The organism is Microcoleus sp. B13-B6 (assembly GCF_036705405.1).
In the GTDB taxonomy this organism is placed as follows: domain Bacteria; phylum Cyanobacteriota; class Cyanobacteriia; order Cyanobacteriales; family Microcoleaceae; genus Microcoleus.
Map to the genome: position 1 here is coordinate 57398 of NZ_JAUBUJ010000008.1, position 17069 is coordinate 74466.

Genomic DNA, 17069 nt, shown 5'->3' on the forward strand with positions numbered 1-17069 from the left:
GATTTTAGATTTTAGATTGAAGCATTGACTTGCGCGAGATGAATCCGGGGGCTTGTATCCTGGATGCTTTCGGTCAATCGATTTTAGATTTTAGATTTTAGATTTTAGATTGAAGCATTGACTTGCGCGAGATGAATCCGGGGGCTTGTATCCTGGATGCTTTCGGTCAAAATAACTTTTCGGGCGATCGACTAGCTTTTTGTTTTAATATTTTTTAATATTTAGGGAGACAAATCCTGTACCGAAATTTTGAGGTCAGTTCGCTTTGATATTGTTAACCCTGCTAATTTTTTCTCTGATTGTAAGTACAGCTTACACTAAGAATTTGCGCCGATCGGTCAAAAATGCGCCTCGAACCGACAGAAGTTCCGCGAGGCCCTCACCGGACTCCGCCGCACAGTTCCCTAAAGTTTCGGTAATCGTACCAGCATACAACGAGGCAGAGAATATTCGGGATTGCGCGATCGCCATTTTGGAGAGTACACCGCTGTCTGTGGACAACTTAGAGGTTTTAATTGTAGACGATCGATCGACAGACGACACCAAGGCGATCGGGCAAACCCTGCAACAGCATCTCAACGACCCCCGGCTTAAAATATTAGCAGGCCAGCCGCGACCAACCAACCAATATTGGGCGGGCAAAAACTGGGCCTGCGCCCAAGCTGTTCAAACAGCAACCGGAGACTTCTTCTTATTTATCGATGCCGACGTGCGACTCAAACCAGGGGCGATCGAAACCGCTATCGCCACAGCCGAAACCGAGAAAATAGACTTGTTCACCTGTATGCCAGCGCTGGTTTGTGAGTGTTTTGCCGAGTGGTTAGTGCAGCCGATAATGTTCAATCACTTAGCAGTTTGCTTCGACTTCACCGCCGTCAACGACCCCTCGAAAACAGACAGCGCTTTTGCGGGTGGCCCGTTCATGTTATTTAGGCGATCGGGCTACGAAAAAATCGGTGGTCACGAAGCAGTTGCAAGCGAAATTGTGGAAGATGTGGAATTAGCTAGACGCATCAAACGTGCAAGTTTAAAGCTCGGACTTTATTCCGGGTCAAATTTGGCATCCGTGCGGATGTATCGGTCTTGGAACGCATTGTGGGAAGGCTGGACAAAGAATTTGTATCTCGGCGCTAACCGCAGTTGGGGCATGATGGTTTACATGGCTGCAATTATGTTTTTTCTTTATCCGATGCCGTGGTTGGCATTAGCTATTTTGCTGGCAAACGGGGACTTCGCAGAAATTCTGACAATCACCAATTACCAATTACCAATTACCAATTACCAATTGCCAATTACCTGGTTAACTATCTGTTTATCCGTAATCGTAATTTGGCAGCATTACACTTTGCGCCGCTTGGGTGCCGAGATTTCTGAATGTCCGACGAAATACTGGTGGTTGGGAGGTTTCGGAGGTGCGTTCGTGGCGGCGATGGCGATCGCCTCTGCGATTAAAACAGAAACCGGCTGGGGATGGACTTGGCGGGGTAGAGCTTTGCAAATTAAGAGTTAATAGCAGCAAGCTCAAATCATTCGTGACAACCGATCGTTTGTTGGTAACATTTATTGATAAATATGATTTTTATGAAGTCAAAGTCATGAATTTTATGAGTTGACTTTCATATCTGTTTATTTAATAATATTAATCAACATCCTCTTGCCTCCAATTGGAAGGAACCTCATGTCTGTTTACACTCTGAGTGATTTAACTAATAACAATTCAGATTTGTTGCAAGGTGCTTCACAACATAGCTGCCCGATCTGTAGCAGCGGCGCTCAAACCTCAGATTCGGGCGCCGAACGATCGGCCGCTCAAGCTTCCGCCTTCAGCAACTCTAACGAGATCGATGCTCTGCTGACAAGAAGTAGAGCAAACCCCGGACAGCCAGCCAAATGGAACGTCGCTCCCGGCGGCACCATCACCTACAGTTTTGTGACTGCTGACAGCGCGGCCAGTTATTTTGCATCTAGAAACGAAACCAATATTGAGGAAGTTAACGATCGCATCAAACAGAATGTCCGCCAAATCTTGCAGGACAATTATGCCACAGTCTTGCCGCTCAACTTTGTAGAAGTTCCAGACTCGGCCCAAAGCAACATCAGAATTATGTTTTCTGATGGGGTGGGTGCTGAGGGCTATGCCTACGCTTATGATCCAGATAATTTATTGCGCGGTGGCGCCATCCACCTCCAAAAAATCCATGAAAACGATCCGGCAAGAGCTTTTTCCTCAGAGCCCGGCAGTTACGGCCACTCGACTTTAATTCACGAAATCGCTCACGCGATGGGTTTGAAGCACCCTGGCAACTACAGCTTCAGCAGCGATCGAATAGACAACCCCGGACAGCCTCCGTATCTTCCGTTTGACAAGGACAACACCAGAAATACGATCATGTCCTACAATCCCCAATTATCCATATCTAGCACCTCCCGTAACAAAAATCCCCGGAGTTTGATGCCTTATGACATCCGGGCATTGCAGTATCTTTACGGCACCCGCAGCGACTTTAACGGTGACAATAATGTTTACAAATTCGACAGCACTAATTTCAATACCGTTCAAACTATCTGGGACGGCGGCGGCAGCAGCGATACTTTGGACTTTTCGGCACTGCCTGCCAACAACGTTTATTCTTTGAACATGAATCAGGGTAAGCCGCTCACGGCAAAGAGCGCTCTGGGAGATCAGAGCTACTATCTACAAACTTCGCAGGTGGCGCTAGGTAGTGATCTCGATCGGCTTTATACAACTGAAACCTTTGGCACGTACATTGCTTTTGGCGCGGATATCGAAAATCTGGTAGGTTCGCCCGGAAATGACCAGGTACTTGGAAATGAATTAGCTAACAGTATTCTAGGCAGTGCGGGGATCGACACGATTAGTGGGGGGCGGCAAAGCGATAGTTTGGACGGTGGCGAAGGCGGTGACTATATTTACGGCGACAAAGGCATGGACTTGTTAATTGGCGGGGGCGGGGGGGATTTGCTGCGGGGCGGTCGGGCAAACGATACTATTATCACCGGTGTCGGTGTCGATGGCATTGTGTTGGAGCCGGATGGGGGTACGGATACGATTGTTGATTTTGCTGATGGTGTGGATTGGTTAGTGTTAGTTGATGGTTTGAGATTCGACCAACTGTCGATCGTACCTTCAGGCAACGATACTGAAATTCGGATCGGCAGCACCGGACAAGTCTTGGCGCTGTTACCGGGAATAGCGGTAAGTTCGATCGGGCAATCTGATTTTTTAATTAGTTCAAGTACGTTGTTTACCTCCCCCAATTCTTGAAGAAAGCAGGTATCTCTAGTATTCGGTTTTTACCTTTCTGCATAAACAAAAGCAGGTACGCGCTTGTAAGCAGGCGTGCCAGATCGCTTTTCAATCTCCGGGTGAAAAATCACATTAACTTCAGGATAAAACATCAAAGCAGCACCCTCACGAACCGCCCCGTAAATCACCTCGACATTTTCCATTTTCCCCACATTTCCCTGCACCGTAACCCGCTGATGTTCTTGCAAACCAGCGCTTTCTGCATCCGCGCGATTCATCAAAATGCAGTTGCGGTGCGGCATTCCCCGGTATTTGTCATCAATTTTGTAAACCACAGTATTGTGCTGAGAATAGCTGCGTCCCGTCATCAATGCCACAACAATACCCTGTGTTGATTCCGATACTCCAAACTCTTTCGCTTCCGGTAATTTCAGCTTAGGTAAAGGCGTGACAAACATCTTAGCTTTCCCAGACTCTGTAGGGAATTTAGGTTCTGTAAAAATGCGACCGCTGATGGTAAATTCCTCTTGTGTTTCATCAATTGTCGCCATCTTTTCATAGCCCGGAATAGTTTTAGCAATCAATTGGCGAACGTATTTTGTGTCTTGAAGTTGGCGCCAATCAACAGGAAAATCGCCGTGAATCCTGCTGGCTAATTCCGTCAAAAAATACACTTCAGGAATCAAATCCGAATTCTGGAGATGAGTTTCGCCCTCATCATTTAAACGCACAAAGTTATTCCCAGATTCCACCGTTGTTTTGTGGGGGTTTTCAAAGCGATTCAGGACGGGGATCACAATTGTATTGTGCTTTGCCAATCCGTGAAAATGCCCTAAATTCGGTTTGGTTGCGAGGTAGATAACGGTTTCAACATTGCTTAAAGCCTGTTTTGCCTGCGTTGAATCTGGATTCGCCCCATACAAGTTGCCGCCCAGACATATCAGCGTATCGACTTTGCCTGCTTCTGCTGCTTCAATGAGCGATCGAGTGTCGTAGCCCTTAACAGGACTGAGGGGACGATTCAATAACTTTTCTAAAGCTTGTTGAATTTCTTTTTTCAGCTTCACAGTGACGCCCATAGAGCCGAATCCTTGGACGTTTGAGTGTCCTCTCACTGGCATTAATCCCGCCCCTTCTTTGCCGACATTTCCTGTCATTAAGGCAGTATTGGCAATGCTGAAAACGTTATCTACACCGTTATCCTGTTGGGTAATTCCCATCGCCCAACCGAATACAACTCGCTGGGACGTGCCAATAATTCTGGCTGCAGCCTCAATTTCGGCTTGGGAAACTCCGCAGGTTTTAGTAATAGTTTCCCAATCGGTTTCGCGGGCGTGCTGTACTACTGATTCCCAACCTTCTGTATGAGCTTGCAAATAGCTTTCGTCCAGCAATCCTTGTTCGATGACAGATTTTTGAATGCCGACAAATAGCGCCGTATCGCTGCCGGGAATTGGTTGCAAGTATAGCGAGGAAATATCGGAACCGGGGATGAGCGATTTGACAGGAAATGCGGGAGAACCAAACTTGACTAACCCGATTTCCATCACCGGATTGATTACAATTATTTTACCGCCTTTGTCGCGAATTTTAATCAATTCGTTCATCAAACGGGGATGGTTGTAGGAAGAATTGCTGCCCGCGAGCACGACGCAATCTGCTTCCTTCAAGTTTTCTAGACTCACTAACGAGGTGCGGGTGGCAAACATTTCGCTTAACCCGATTGTCGAGGGAGCGTGGCAGAGATCGGAACAATCTGCTAAGTTATTGGAACCCATCGCCCGCATCATCAATTGCAGCAGAAAAGCCGCTTCGTTGGAAGAGCGACCGGAACTGTAAGATGCCACTCGTTCGGGGGTTTTGCGAAAGGCAGCTTCCGCAATTTGATAAACTTCTTGCCAAGAAATGCGATCGTAATGAGATGAACCAGCCCGCAAAATCATGGGAAAACTCAGCCTTCCCAACCTATCGGCTTCCATTGAAGTTAATTGCTGAAGTTGTGCAATACTCTGCTGTTCAAAAAATTGAGTTGAGATAGCAGGCTTGATTTCAGCGGAGATTGCTTCGACGCTTTTCATGCACCGCTGAAGTTTTTCGCCCTCTTCATTCGTAAAACCTCCTTTCTGCCCGCCAGTGCCCCAAGAACAGGACAAACAAGCACTTTTGTGCAGCAAAGTTTTCCAAAGTTTCGGCCCTTCCGGGGACAATGTATGTTCGGCCCAATATTCAATTACGGGTAAACCGCCACCTATCTCTGGTGTTTCCTCGTTTGTCTCGTTGAATGGCGGGATTGGTTGGACATTTGGGGAGTTGACATCCATGTGGTTTACCTCGGATTTTAATTGCTGGTTAATTCTGTGGGGAATTGCCAAAAAGGTTAAGCTTGTCAGTCGAATTCTAGCGCAATTTTACTGCCAACACAATTAGCCAGTAGATAGATTTGTTTAACCTATCGGTTGAGCAACTCGACAGGCAGACGGGATGGCCTATTGACAAAAAAAATGTATCTATTATAATAATTCATATACTCATATATAAACACTACAAAATGCTAGAAATACATAAAAGTTATGTAATCGACGAAAATCAGCAGCCGATTGCTGTTCAAATCCCCCTTGAACAATTTGAGAAAATCGAGGAGATTTTGGAAAACTATGGTCTGGCTAAACTTATAGAAGAAACTGAAGGTGATGAGAGATTATCAAAAGAACAAGCACTAAAGTATTATAACTCAATCAAACAAAATAATGTGGCAAGTTGAATATACAAATCGGTTCCTCAAAGAACTAGCTGCTTTACCTGCTGAAATTAGAAGTAGGATAGAACCTATAGTTTTTCAATTCTTAGAATCAGACAATCCCTTTGCATTAGGATATCTGGAAAAAATGAAAGGTTATCCAGATAAATATAAAATTCGTGTTGGTGACTACCGTATTGGACTCACAGTTGATGCACCGACAAAAACTTTAATTTGTCAGCGAGTAGCGCACCGCCGAGACATATACAGAATTTTTCCATAAAATTATGTTGATGAGAATTAGCAAAATATAATTATGTAGGGTGTGCAGCCCGCAACTTACCGCTGTCAATTTCACCGCTTCCCCTTATTTAGGGCTTGCTTCCCAAATCCAAGACAAAGCAGTCGATCGCCCTCAGCAACATTCGGGTCATTCTGCAAATAATCTCCCAACCATTCGCAACTCCGAGCAATGATATTATTCAGTTGCAAATTCTCCACAGGCCACAAAATTACACTTCTATCCCTGCTAGCAAAAGCCAGAGTTTTGCTGTCCGAACTAAAAGTAACGCTCAACACGCGATCGCTCGATTCCAAAGTCTTCGATAGCAGCGCCTTCTTGCCGTCAAAATCCCACAGCTTAACAGTATTTCCCCCACTCGCCGCCGCAATCAACTTGCCGTCGGGACTAAAACTCACGCTTTCTACAGTATCGCTGTGGTCGAGTTTTTCAGTTAAATTCGCCACCTTTCCATCAAACTCCCACAAGTAAACTTTTTTGTCAGCGCAAGCAGCAGCAATAGTCTTACCGTCGGGACTAAAACTCACATTTTTAACGCTGTCCTCGTGGTCGAGAGTTTTCATAATTTTCGCCGACGAACCGTTAAATTGCCACAGGTAAACTCTCTTTTCTCCCGTAATTTCAAAAGCCTTTTTCTTCCCGCTTGCCTTGTCCTCAGCAGCAGTAGCAGTAGCAATAGTTTTGCCGTCGGGACTGAAGCTAACACTAATTACTGGATTGCTGTGATCGAGTTTGGTCAACAAAGTTGCTTTAGAACCGTTCCAGCGCCAGATGTACAATTTGCGATCGGCACTAGCGGCGGCAATTATCTTTCCGTCTGGACTAAAACTCACGCTTCTAACAATGCCACTGTGGCTGAGAGTATCTAACAGTTTGCCGTTTAAATTCCAGACTTTCACGGTTTTGTCATCGCTGGCAGAAGCAACAGTTTTATCATCAGGCGAAATGCTCACCCAGGTAACAGAATCATTGTGACCTTCTAAGGTTTTGAATAAACTGCCGTCAGTGCGCCAAAGTCTCACTGTTTTGTCCCCGCTAGCAGAAGCAATTGTTTTGCTGTCAGCACTAAAACTGACTTTGTAAACCCAGTCTCCGTGTCCAGATAAAATCTTATTCAGCGGAGTGCTGTCCGGTTTCCAAATTTTCACTATTTTGTCTTTACTTGCGGAAGCAATAGTGCCGTCGCCGCTGAAACTTACGGCTCTTACGTCGTCTTGATGTCCTCGAAAAGTGTTGAGCAAAGTGCCGCTGCGACTCCAAACTTTCACCGTATCGTCTGCACTGCCGGTGACAATTTTTTTGCCGTCGCGACTGAAACTTGCGCTGACAACTTCATCGTTGTGTCCTTTGAGAGTTCTGATTTCCTCACCGTTTCGGTTCCAAACTTTGGCTGTGGTGTCGGCACTTGCCGAGACGAGTTCTTGACTGTTTGGGCTGAACTTAATGCTGTAAACAATGTCAGAATGTTTGGTTAATGTTTTGGGATTAATTCTAAATTTCTGCGTTTTACTTTCTCGGTTCCAAAGTTTGACAGTTTTGTCAACACTTGCGGAGGCAATTGTTTGGCCGTCGGGACTGAAACTGACGCCGAGTACCCAGTCTTTGTGTCCGGTTAAGGTTTGCAGCAATTTTTTGTTCGCAAGGTTCCAGATTTTGACGGTGTTGTCGTGACTGGCGGAAGCTAGGGTTTTGCCGTCGGGACTGAAACTGACGCTGGTGACGATATCGCGGTGGCCGGATAAAATGCCTATCGCACTTTTGTCGTTATCTACTTGCCAAATTCTAATTGTACGATCGGCACAACCAGTAGCGATCGTTTTCCCATCAGGACTAAAACTAACACTCGTCACGCTATCCGGGTGATTGAAAGTTTTTAATAACTTACCTTCTTTGGTCCACAATTTAACCGTTTTATCAGCACTTGCCGAAGCAACGGAATTGCCGTCGGGGCTGACACTCACATCCAAAACAAACTTGCTGTGCTGCTCGAAACGGTTGCGTTCTTGCACCCCGGAAACTGCTTGTCTGAGTCTTTCTGCAATTTTAGTTTTAGTGTCTACAGGAAGCGCTGTACTTTTCAGAGAATCACGACCAATTTTGATACTATTTTCCAACACTCCTAATTGATTTTTTTCATTAGAAATCACTAAAGATTCCGAGGCCGAATTTAGGGCGTCAGTCCGACTTCTTTCTGCTTCTTGCCGCGCGCTTTCTGCTAATTTTGCTTGCTCGAATGCCATCCCCGAAACACCTGCGAGTACAAGCACTCCTAGAACCGCCGCCCGCAATTGCCATCTCCGAGATTGGTAAAGTTGAGCTTCCGCTTCGTGCTGTTTCTCTCTAGCTTCCGACAGCAAAGCATCTTGCTCTCTGTCTTTGCGAATTTGTTCAATTTCATCTCGGTTAATTTGGTTTTGCTTTCGCAGTTCCTCAAATTCTGCCTTTTTATCTAATTCTTGCTGCTGGCGGATGAAACTAACTAGATAGTCGTGAACGAGCTGATAAAGCTCTGCAGGCAGTTCCGTCCATCGAAAAACTAAACCAGAGTTTACTAACAGTTCTAAGACTAAATCTAATTTGTCAGCTTCGGCAAATGTCGCTAAATTAGAGGCTAATTCGGCGCGGGTTTTTAGGGGACGGATCTCATCTTCATCTGTGAGCAAATACAAAACTCGGCGCGCCGCTACTTCATTTTCCGGGCCGCAATCTTTGATGACTTCTTCGAGAAACCTTTCGACTAATTTTTGTTGCGGATTGTTGCCTAGTTCCTGATATTGAGCTAAAGTTCTAATGTTCTCTTGTTGCAGTTGAGCGCCGACAAGTTGTAGTTCGATCGGGCGGACTTCTCCCAATTCTCCAGCTAAATCATTGACTAATTCTTCGATCAGCTCCGGTTCTAAGTAAAACTGCGCTCGCTCAGTTAAAGTGCGAATTACCGATCGCGCATCGACCAGCGAAAAATTGCCCAAATAAAACAGAATATTTTTGCTGAGAATGTCCTCTAAAATATCATTGTTAACGAATCCAGTCGGGTTTTTTGGTCGGGAAAATTCCAGCAAATAGTGCAGGTAATCTTCCCGCAAACACAGGACGACTTTTAAATATTTTATTTTCAAGCATTCCCGCAAAAAATCAAAAAATCTCTGCCTTTGGGCTGGCTCTTTCCACACGAAAAAGAATTCTTCAAATTGGTCAAATATCAGAACCGTCACTAGATGTTCTGAATTTATTTCCAGCTCTTTGATAATTTTTTCGTATTCGTTCGCCTGTGGTTCTCTAATTAATTCTACTGGCTGTGACTGCTCCCTTCTCTCCTCATTATTCCCAGCCAAGTCGTCGTTAAATCCCGAAATAAGATTTTCTTGAACTGCGCCTGCTTCTACTGGAAAATCTACCGGAGCAGTTTCCGGTACTGCTTCGGAAAGTTCCGGCTCGAATATTTCAGCTTTCCCAGCAGATAACTGTCTGGTCAATTCCCGCGGCCAGTTGTTGTAAACTTGCAGCACGATCGGCAAAACAGTCCGCCTTTCTATTTTTTTTTGTTTGAGAGCTGGTACTAATCCCCCGGTGACAATTGAACTTTTGCCAACTCCAGACTGACCGTAAATTACTGTCAGTTTGTCTGGGGTATTGTTCATCCTATATATCAAGCGGTTGAGGTCTTGTTCTCTGCCGGAAGCAGTAATTTCGTCAGCAATAGTAGCAGCGTCGGCAACAGTTTCGGCGACGGAATTAACCGCTTCTCTGTGCGGCTGCAACTTTCCGGCTCCAATAAAAGCTCGGAACCGATACGTGTGTTCCACCGCTCGATAATCTTGCTTAATTTGAAATGCTTCGAGATATTCTCCCCGCTGAAAATAGAGCGATCGCAGCATTTCTAAAACCCGCAAATACAGTTGCGGGTTGTAGCACGCTTCGGTTTCCGAGCGAGCAAGCTCTAAATGCGCGATCGCCTCCTGTACCTCACCCAACTGACTCTGGGCCTCTGCTAAAATTAACAGATACAAGCCTAGATGCTGCGACTTTACAGGCGTGCCCTGTCCAGTCCCTTCTAAATTTGAGTTGAGAACGTCTAGAGCCACTAAAGCCCATTCTTTCGCCCCTTGCCAGTTCTTTTGCTCTAAGGCTACTCTTGCCAAAAAACCGTAATCTTGAGCCAAATTAACTGCTGAATTTTCCATATTTTCATGTAACCTCCGAGCTTTGATAGCTAAATTCCAGAGTGCATCCCAATCTTCTAAATGCTGCAATACTTCGCCAAGTTGATTGATGAATATACCAACGGCATCCGGCCGCCCCGCGCGTTCTAAAACATCAATACATTCCTGAAAATAATTCTTAGCTTCCGTCCAGTAAGGACGGTTGCCGCTGCGGTGTTTTTCTGCTTGGAAGCGGTAGCAAAGACCGATGTGGAATAGCAGAATTCCCTCTAACATCGGTGCAGGGTGAACGGTAAATAACAAATCGCTAAATTGTGTTTTTGGCCCAATAAATGCTACTTGATGCTTCCAAAAATTGAGACTTTTTTGATACAATTCAATAGCTTCATGGATGCGGTGACAAGCATATTCGTGCCTACCGCGAATAAATTGCAAACTCGCTTCAATAGCTGGTTCTAACCTCATGTTGCAAGTTTGCAAGTCTTGGCTAGCCGACTCTAGTTCACTCAAAGAATTGGCTCCGAGAATGGCAGAATTAGTTAAACGCCAATTGCCACTTTCTAAAATGTTGGAAAAAATGCGATCGGCACTTTTGCCCAGGAAATCCACCAAGTCGTCGGGGCCAATCACAAATTCAACACTTGTCGTCCACGTTTCGATATCTGTTACTAACCGAATCAGTTTTTTTAAGATTTTGTCTGTCACCCACAGCACCACCGGGAAGGGAAAATTATTCCGAAATTCTTCCCTCACGTAGTTGGTAGAAGTCAGCAGTCGATCGATCGCACTTACCGATTCCAAGCCAAACACCATTAAAGCTGCCGGATGGCTGCAGGAAAGTTTGGTTTCTATCGTCGTGTAAAGAGTTTTGACAGATGGCGGGAGGACAATTTCTCGAATCTCGATATCAGACTCCTCCCGCAATTGCCGTACAATTTTTTCTCTCATAGCGCTGTAATTGCACCGTACCAAAATCAGCGAAAATTGCCCCTGAGACATTCTCAGAGTCCGGGTGAGAGTTTGCAGCGAACTTTTGTTTTGTTGTGCTGCGGTGTCTTGCTGGCAGTGCGAATTAATCATAATTATTTTTTGAAAAACTTTCTCAGGATAGGTGCTGTCAACTGCCGAAAAAAGGAAGTTCGGCAACGGATTATTTAACGGATGTAACGGATGGAAGTTCGGCAACGGATTATTTAACGGATGTAACGGGTGTAACGGATGGAAGGAATCGATCGCAGGGGGAAAGTGCAATTAAGAACTTCCTAACCGTTTTGGCGGTTGCTCTAACTAAGTTTACTTTTACCAGTTTTTACGTTTGCCAATCACAGCGAAGAATCACATGATTAATTTTATTTTTGCCCTTTTCGGCGATTTCCCATCACTGGGAACTATCAATTAGTTAAGTTGCTTTCAGCCTGCATACTTATTATTTTAGCCGATCGCATTAAAGCATACCCAAAAAAATACATACTCTGTTATTCGCATATTCCCAGCAAAATCAACCAAATTTTACTGAAATCTTGATAATTGCTTTAATTCTACCCAGCAAATGAGTCTTTGTTTGCGGGACTCCCAGCCATCGCCCAAATCGCACAAATCCGATTCAGTTATTCGCATATCCCAGAAATCCGGCATTCCCGGGTTGACTGGCCCCTGGCCGCACTGAGATAAACTATCGGCGGCGGCTCATCAATTACAGCTTGAAGATTTTTTGTCATAAATTTACTAATCTCCATATCTAAAGTAGCTGTAAATTCAGGTTCATCCCAATCCTCGCTTTCTTCAATGCTGATGGTTGTTGGTGGCCCAATATCAAAATCTAGCTCATCGCCAAAATCCGAAACTTTCTTAATTGGATCTATTTTCTGACTGGTATCAGTGGCAAAAGCTTGAGTTGTATTGGCTATTAGTACGATCGGCAGTGCTACTATGGCACTTATTGTTTGTCGCGCCGTGATTTTCCTCATGGTATCCTCCTGATATAAACTCAACTTTGGTGCTGCTATACATTCAACTTCTGCGGCTACTTTAGAGCGCTGTCAGTCGATTTTAGATTTTAGGTTTTAGATTTACTCCACAGATGAATCTGAGAGCTTTAACTAGGGTCTAAAATTGTGGGATACTTACCACCCCTGTAGTTCGCAAGTATCCGTTTTTGAGCAGATTCATTAATTAATAGTCGCTTGCTTTTCCATAGGATATAACGTGATCTGTGACTCTTCGTGGCAAGTTTGCTTAACGGAGCATATCCGGTCAAGTGTTTGCCTTTGTATTTACTACGTGAAAACTCTTAAACAGTCAGGTTTTCCCGTTAAGTAATTCCCCAGCCTTTGCGAGTGTTCATCTCAGAGTCAAAGCAAAGTGGGTGAGAAGTTCGATCGCACACCAGTTTTCGCACACCAGTTTTCGCACCCCCGCGCTGCCACCAGCAAGCTGATGTGACATACCACAGCCACCGGATACCTGTCAATACTTATATCTTAACATTTCTAAGTTTTTTCATAATTATCGTTACCAGGAAGAACCTGGTAACGCCGATGGCCGAGGGAGAGCCTCCAGCCAAGTCGAGAGGGCCCCTATTTCGTCAAGCCGTGTTCGAGAGCGAAGCGAACCAACTCAGTACGGCTGTTAGTACCCGTCTTGCTAAACAAACGGCTGACGTACTTTTCCACATTACGCACGCTAGTTTCCAAGCGGCGGGCAATTTCCTTATTCATCAAACCTTGAGCAACCAAATCCAAAACACTTTGTTCTCGCGGAGTCAAATCAATTTTAATCGGCGAAGGACTTTGGGCGATCGAACTCCGCCCACTCAGCAAAGACTCAATTCTCGCCATTTGGCTTGTCAAAGCAGCAATATCTGGACTTTCAGCACTTTCGCTCGTCTCCTTAGCAGCCGCGCGGCGGGCGAGCAAATTCGTTACTATTGCTACTAATTCGTCGGGATCGAAGGGCTTAGAAAGATAAGCATCGCAGCCTGCTTGATAGCCTTGAATGCGATCGCTCGTCATCCCCTTAGCCGTCAAAAACACCACCGGCAAAGCCTTATAGCGAGGATCTTCCCGCACTTGCTTGAGAAATTGATAACCGTCCACCTGGGGCATCATAATGTCTGAAATCACCAAATCGGGATTAGTCTGCTGCAAGAGTTCCCACCCATCCCGAGCATTACTGGCAACCTCAACCGCAAAATCGCTATCTTCCAAATAAGCTTGTACTGCTTCCCGCAAGCCCGGTTCATCGTCTACCAATAATAATCGTGCTGACATCTCTGTTACCTTCTTAATAGTGTAAATATTGTAGGTTGGGTTGAGGAACGAAACCCAAATCTTCATTTTAAATAAGGTGTTGGGTTTCGCCATCGCTCAACCCAACCTACAGAATAAAAACTTTAGCTCAAAACTCAAAACTATTGTCTTTTTTTCCCCTTAAACTTTTGAACGATCGGTCAAAATTTCATAGCCAGTTTCTGTCACCAACACAGTATGCTCAAACTGAGCAGACATAGCATTGTCAACGGTTACAGCAGTCCACTTGTCAGAAAGCGTCCGAGTGTACTTAGAACCCGCATTCAGAATCGGTTCGATCGCCAATGTCATGCCGGCTCGCAATTTCACGTTCGGCATTTCCCGCGTGCGGAAATTGAAAACCGACGGTTCCTCGTGCAAATTTCGCCCGACACCGTGGCCGGTAAACTCCTCAACGATGTTAAAACCGTTGCTTTTGACATGATCTTCGATCGCACCCGCCAGATCGAGCAAATAGGCTCCAGCCTTCACTTGTTCGATGCCTTTGTAGAGAGCTTCTTCTGCGACTCGGATTAATTTTGCCGATTCGGGAGTCACTTCCACAACTGCGATCGTGATGCAAGAATCGCCGTGAAAACCTTGATAATATGCCCCAGTATCTACCTTGAGAACATCTCCTGCCCGAATTACTTTTTTGGGACTGGGGATGCCGTGAACAACTTCGTTATTAATGCTAGAGCAAATCGATCCAGGGAAACCGTGATAGCCTTTAAAACTCGGAGTTGCCCCCATAGCACGGATACGTTTTTCGGCATAAGCATCCAAATCAGCAGTAGTCATTCCCGGTTTCACCATTTGGGAAATTTCTTTGAGTACCGTTGCAACGATTTTTGCTGCTTGCCGCATAATTTCGATTTCGCGTTCCGACTTAATTTCAATGCCTCGACGCTGTTTTTTGACTTGGGGTGCTTGAGTTGGGCTAGAAAGCAGACTGCTAAAAATATTCATGAATTGATTGGCGGGTAATTTTGTACTTTGACGGCAGGTTGAAGCAAAAAAACGGCAAATATCCAGTTTTTTGTGAAAAAACGGGTGTCTTGTTCCGAACTGTCGATCGCGTTTCCTTTTAGCTAGCTTAATATTTTTCTCAGTAATCAGCACGGGATTGGGGGTCAACAAAGCGGTTTTAACCGCCGATTCCCTTGGAAATCACCGAATAGCACTATTGTCAATCAGCCTTCACGGACGGGCTCTCCTGCCCAACCCCTACTCCCCACAATAAAATCTAATCTTTGTGGAACAGGCATCTTGCCTGTTCTTGAGCATCCTGCAAGATTTGAGTTGGATCGGGATTTCCGAGGATTCCTGTGAGGTTAGCAATTGCGGCAATTAACTTACTTATGTCAACTGGTTTAGATAAGTGCATCTGAAAACCCGCTTCCAGCGCTTGTTTGCGCTCTTCCTCTCTCGCGTAGGCCGTCAGAGCGATCGCAGGCATCTTTCCACCCCTGAGCACTTCCATTTCTCTCACCCGCGCCATCAACTCATAGCCGTCTGCTTCCGGCATTCCAATGTCGCTCAGCAGCACATCCGGCCAATAACTCTCCAGTGCAGCTAGAGCCCCGGCCACCGATGATGCCGATCGCACCATAGCTCCTTCGTCTTCGAGTAAAGCAATCAAAAACTCCCGCGTGTCATCGTCATCATCCACCACCAGCAATTGCAAATTAGCCAGAGTGGGGAGAACCTCTGTCGCGTCATTGAGTGGCGACCAATCATCGTCAGCAGCGAGGGCGTTCCTCTGTGCCACAGGTAAAGCCACCGTAAATTTCGCACCCTCACCCGGATTATTCTCTGCATACACCTTACCGCCGTGCTGTTCCACCAAGTGACGGACGATCGCCAATCCCAGTCCCAAACCCCCGTAAGACCTAGTTGTGCTGCTATCAGCTTGGCGGAAGCGATCGAAAACATAAGGCAAAAAATCAGGAGCGATACCAATGCCGCTATCAATTATCTGAATGTGAGCCTCATCTCCAACTGACTCTAACCGCACCTCTACTTTACCCTCTTGCGGACTAAACTTAATGGCATTTGACAGCAAATTCCACACAATTTGCTGCAAGCGATCGGGATCGCCGATAACTTCACCTACATTGGGACTGCACGTTAATTCTATGACTATTGATTTTTCCTCAGTCAGCGGCTGCAAAGAATCTATTGCTAGCTTAATCGCAGATTCCAACCGAATCGGATGCTTATTTAAATTTAGTTTGCCCCGCAGAATCCGCGAAACATCTAAAATATCTTCAATGAGTTGCGCTTGAGATTTAGCATTGCGCTCAATTGTTTCTAGGGCTTTCTCAATAGTGTCTTGGTCAAATGTTTTGGTACGAAGCAGCCTAGACCAGCCGAGAATTGCATTTAAAGGAGTACGGAGTTCGTGAGAGAGAATAGCGAGAAATTCATCCTTCATCTGGTTAGCTCTCTCCGCTTCTTGCCGCGCCACTTGTTCGCGGATTAGTCTGCCGCGTTCTTCCTCTGCTTGCTTGCGGTCTGTGACATCTCTAACCGTACCCACGTGACCGATCAGTTTTCCAAAATCCGAAAACATTGGCGACGACTGCACGTGAATCCAACGCACATTTTCGCTCCCAGCTAATCGAAACTCGTTAGAATATTCCTGGCTTTCTTTAATCCAAGCTAACCAATCTGCTACTACGCGATCGCGATCTTCTGGATGAACTTCCCGCTGCCAAACCTCTACCAAACTTTCCTCCAAAGTTAACCCGCAAATCGCTTGACAACGGGGATTGATGTAAGTACAGCGGCCTTCAACGTCAGCTAAGTAAATTCCCAGTGGCGAACAAGCACACAAAGTGCGAAACCGCTCTTCACTTTTACTTAGTTCACTATTAACCGCAGCTAACTGTGTTGCTTGCTGTTTCACCTCGACTGTTTTTTGGAACAATTCCACAAATACCTGCACCTTCGAGGTCAATATTTCCGGTTCTAAGGGTTTGAACAGGTAATCCACCGCACCCAGAGAATAACCTTTAAACACGTGGGTGTCATTACTGCTGAATGCTGTGATAAAAATAATCGGAGTCGATCGCGATCGATCTCTAGAGCGAATCAATGTTGCTGTCTCAAATCCATCCATTCCCGGCATCTGCACATCAAGCAAAATTACCGCAAAATCTTCATTAAGCAGACATCTCAGAGCCTCCGCGCCCGAATTAGCTTGTACTAGATGATAAGAGGGGCTGTTGAGGATAGCTTCTAGAGCTACCAAATTTTCTGGGCGATCGTCAACTAAAAGGACATTTACTCGATGGGGGGACTGCAGATTCAT

11 protein-coding genes are annotated in these 17069 nt (G+C 45.5%); 4 read left to right on the forward strand and 7 right to left on the reverse strand.

Annotated features, from left to right (window positions below; translation table 11 throughout):
* The first annotated feature begins 265 nt into the window (after positions 1 to 265).
* Entirely contained in the window at positions 266 to 1510 is a 1245-nt protein-coding gene (locus tag QUB35_RS05640; protein ID WP_333140157.1) for a glycosyltransferase family 2 protein, read from the forward strand.
* Between the two features lie 168 nt (positions 1511 to 1678).
* Entirely contained in the window at positions 1679 to 3286 is a 1608-nt protein-coding gene (locus QUB35_RS05645; RefSeq protein WP_333140159.1) for a M10 family metallopeptidase, read from the forward strand.
* Positions 3287 to 3315: 29 nt separating this feature from the next.
* Here QUB35_RS05645 and QUB35_RS05650 read toward each other — a convergent pair whose 3' ends face one another.
* The gene (locus QUB35_RS05650; protein WP_333140161.1) at positions 3316 to 5589 is read right to left on the reverse strand and encodes an FdhF/YdeP family oxidoreductase; all 2274 of its coding nucleotides are present in this window, start codon (positions 5587 to 5589) and stop codon (positions 3316 to 3318) included.
* Between the two features lie 227 nt (positions 5590 to 5816).
* Here QUB35_RS05650 and QUB35_RS05655 point away from each other — a divergent pair, with 227 nt between their 5' ends.
* Together QUB35_RS05655 and QUB35_RS05660 are read left to right on the forward strand one after the other, a co-directional pair.
* Positions 5817 to 6029: a hypothetical protein gene (locus QUB35_RS05655; RefSeq protein WP_333140163.1), complete on the forward strand. Its 213-nt coding sequence runs from the start codon at positions 5817 to 5819 to the stop codon at positions 6027 to 6029.
* Complete coding sequence (locus tag QUB35_RS05660) at positions 6016 to 6288, forward strand: type II toxin-antitoxin system RelE family toxin (protein WP_332980082.1); 273 nt, start codon at positions 6016 to 6018, stop codon at positions 6286 to 6288. Before QUB35_RS05655 ends, QUB35_RS05660 begins: the two co-directional genes overlap by 14 nt.
* A 71-nt stretch (positions 6289 to 6359) precedes the next feature.
* Here QUB35_RS05660 and QUB35_RS05665 read toward each other — a convergent pair whose 3' ends face one another.
* From QUB35_RS05665 to QUB35_RS05690, 6 genes are all read right to left on the reverse strand, one after another.
* Complete coding sequence (locus QUB35_RS05665; RefSeq protein ID WP_333140166.1) at positions 6360 to 11546, reverse strand: nSTAND1 domain-containing NTPase; 5187 nt, start codon at positions 11544 to 11546, stop codon at positions 6360 to 6362.
* A gap of 527 nt (positions 11547 to 12073) precedes the next feature.
* The gene (locus QUB35_RS05670) at positions 12074 to 12433 is read right to left on the reverse strand and encodes a hypothetical protein (RefSeq protein ID WP_333140168.1); all 360 of its coding nucleotides are present in this window, start codon (positions 12431 to 12433) and stop codon (positions 12074 to 12076) included.
* A 344-nt stretch (positions 12434 to 12777) separates the two neighbouring features.
* A complete protein-coding gene (locus tag QUB35_RS05675; RefSeq protein WP_333140170.1) occupies positions 12778 to 12936 on the reverse strand; it encodes a hypothetical protein in 159 nt (52 codons plus the stop codon).
* A gap of 106 nt (positions 12937 to 13042) precedes the next feature.
* The gene (locus tag QUB35_RS05680; RefSeq protein ID WP_333140172.1) at positions 13043 to 13735 is read right to left on the reverse strand and encodes a response regulator transcription factor; all 693 of its coding nucleotides are present in this window, start codon (positions 13733 to 13735) and stop codon (positions 13043 to 13045) included.
* Positions 13736 to 13894: 159 nt separating this feature from the next.
* Positions 13895 to 14722, reverse strand: coding sequence for a type I methionyl aminopeptidase (gene map / locus QUB35_RS05685; protein ID WP_333052584.1), 828 nt, complete (start codon positions 14720 to 14722; stop codon positions 13895 to 13897).
* 277 nt (positions 14723 to 14999) lie between these two features.
* Positions 15000 to 17069, reverse strand: a complete 2070-nt coding sequence (locus QUB35_RS05690) for a response regulator (protein WP_333140175.1) — start codon at positions 17067 to 17069, stop codon at positions 15000 to 15002.

Coding starts and splice junctions, on each gene's coding strand:
- QUB35_RS05645 (WP_333140159.1), top strand. CDS start 1,679: ATGTCTGTTTACACTCTGAGTGATTTAACTAATAACAATTCAGATTTG.
- QUB35_RS05650 (WP_333140161.1), bottom strand. CDS start 5,589: ATGGATGTCAACTCCCCAAATGTCCAACCAATCCCGCCATTCAACGAG.
- QUB35_RS05655 (WP_333140163.1), top strand. CDS start 5,817: ATGCTAGAAATACATAAAAGTTATGTAATCGACGAAAATCAGCAGCCG.
- QUB35_RS05660 (WP_332980082.1), top strand. CDS start 6,016: ATGTGGCAAGTTGAATATACAAATCGGTTCCTCAAAGAACTAGCTGCT.
- QUB35_RS05665 (WP_333140166.1), bottom strand. CDS start 11,546: ATGATTAATTCGCACTGCCAGCAAGACACCGCAGCACAACAAAACAAA.
- QUB35_RS05670 (WP_333140168.1), bottom strand. CDS start 12,433: ATGAGGAAAATCACGGCGCGACAAACAATAAGTGCCATAGTAGCACTG.
- QUB35_RS05680 (WP_333140172.1), bottom strand. CDS start 13,735: ATGTCAGCACGATTATTATTGGTAGACGATGAACCGGGCTTGCGGGAA.
- map (WP_333052584.1), bottom strand. CDS start 14,722: ATGAATATTTTTAGCAGTCTGCTTTCTAGCCCAACTCAAGCACCCCAA.
- QUB35_RS05690 (WP_333140175.1), bottom strand. CDS start 17,069: ATGAATCTGCAGTCCCCCCATCGAGTAAATGTCCTTTTAGTTGACGAT.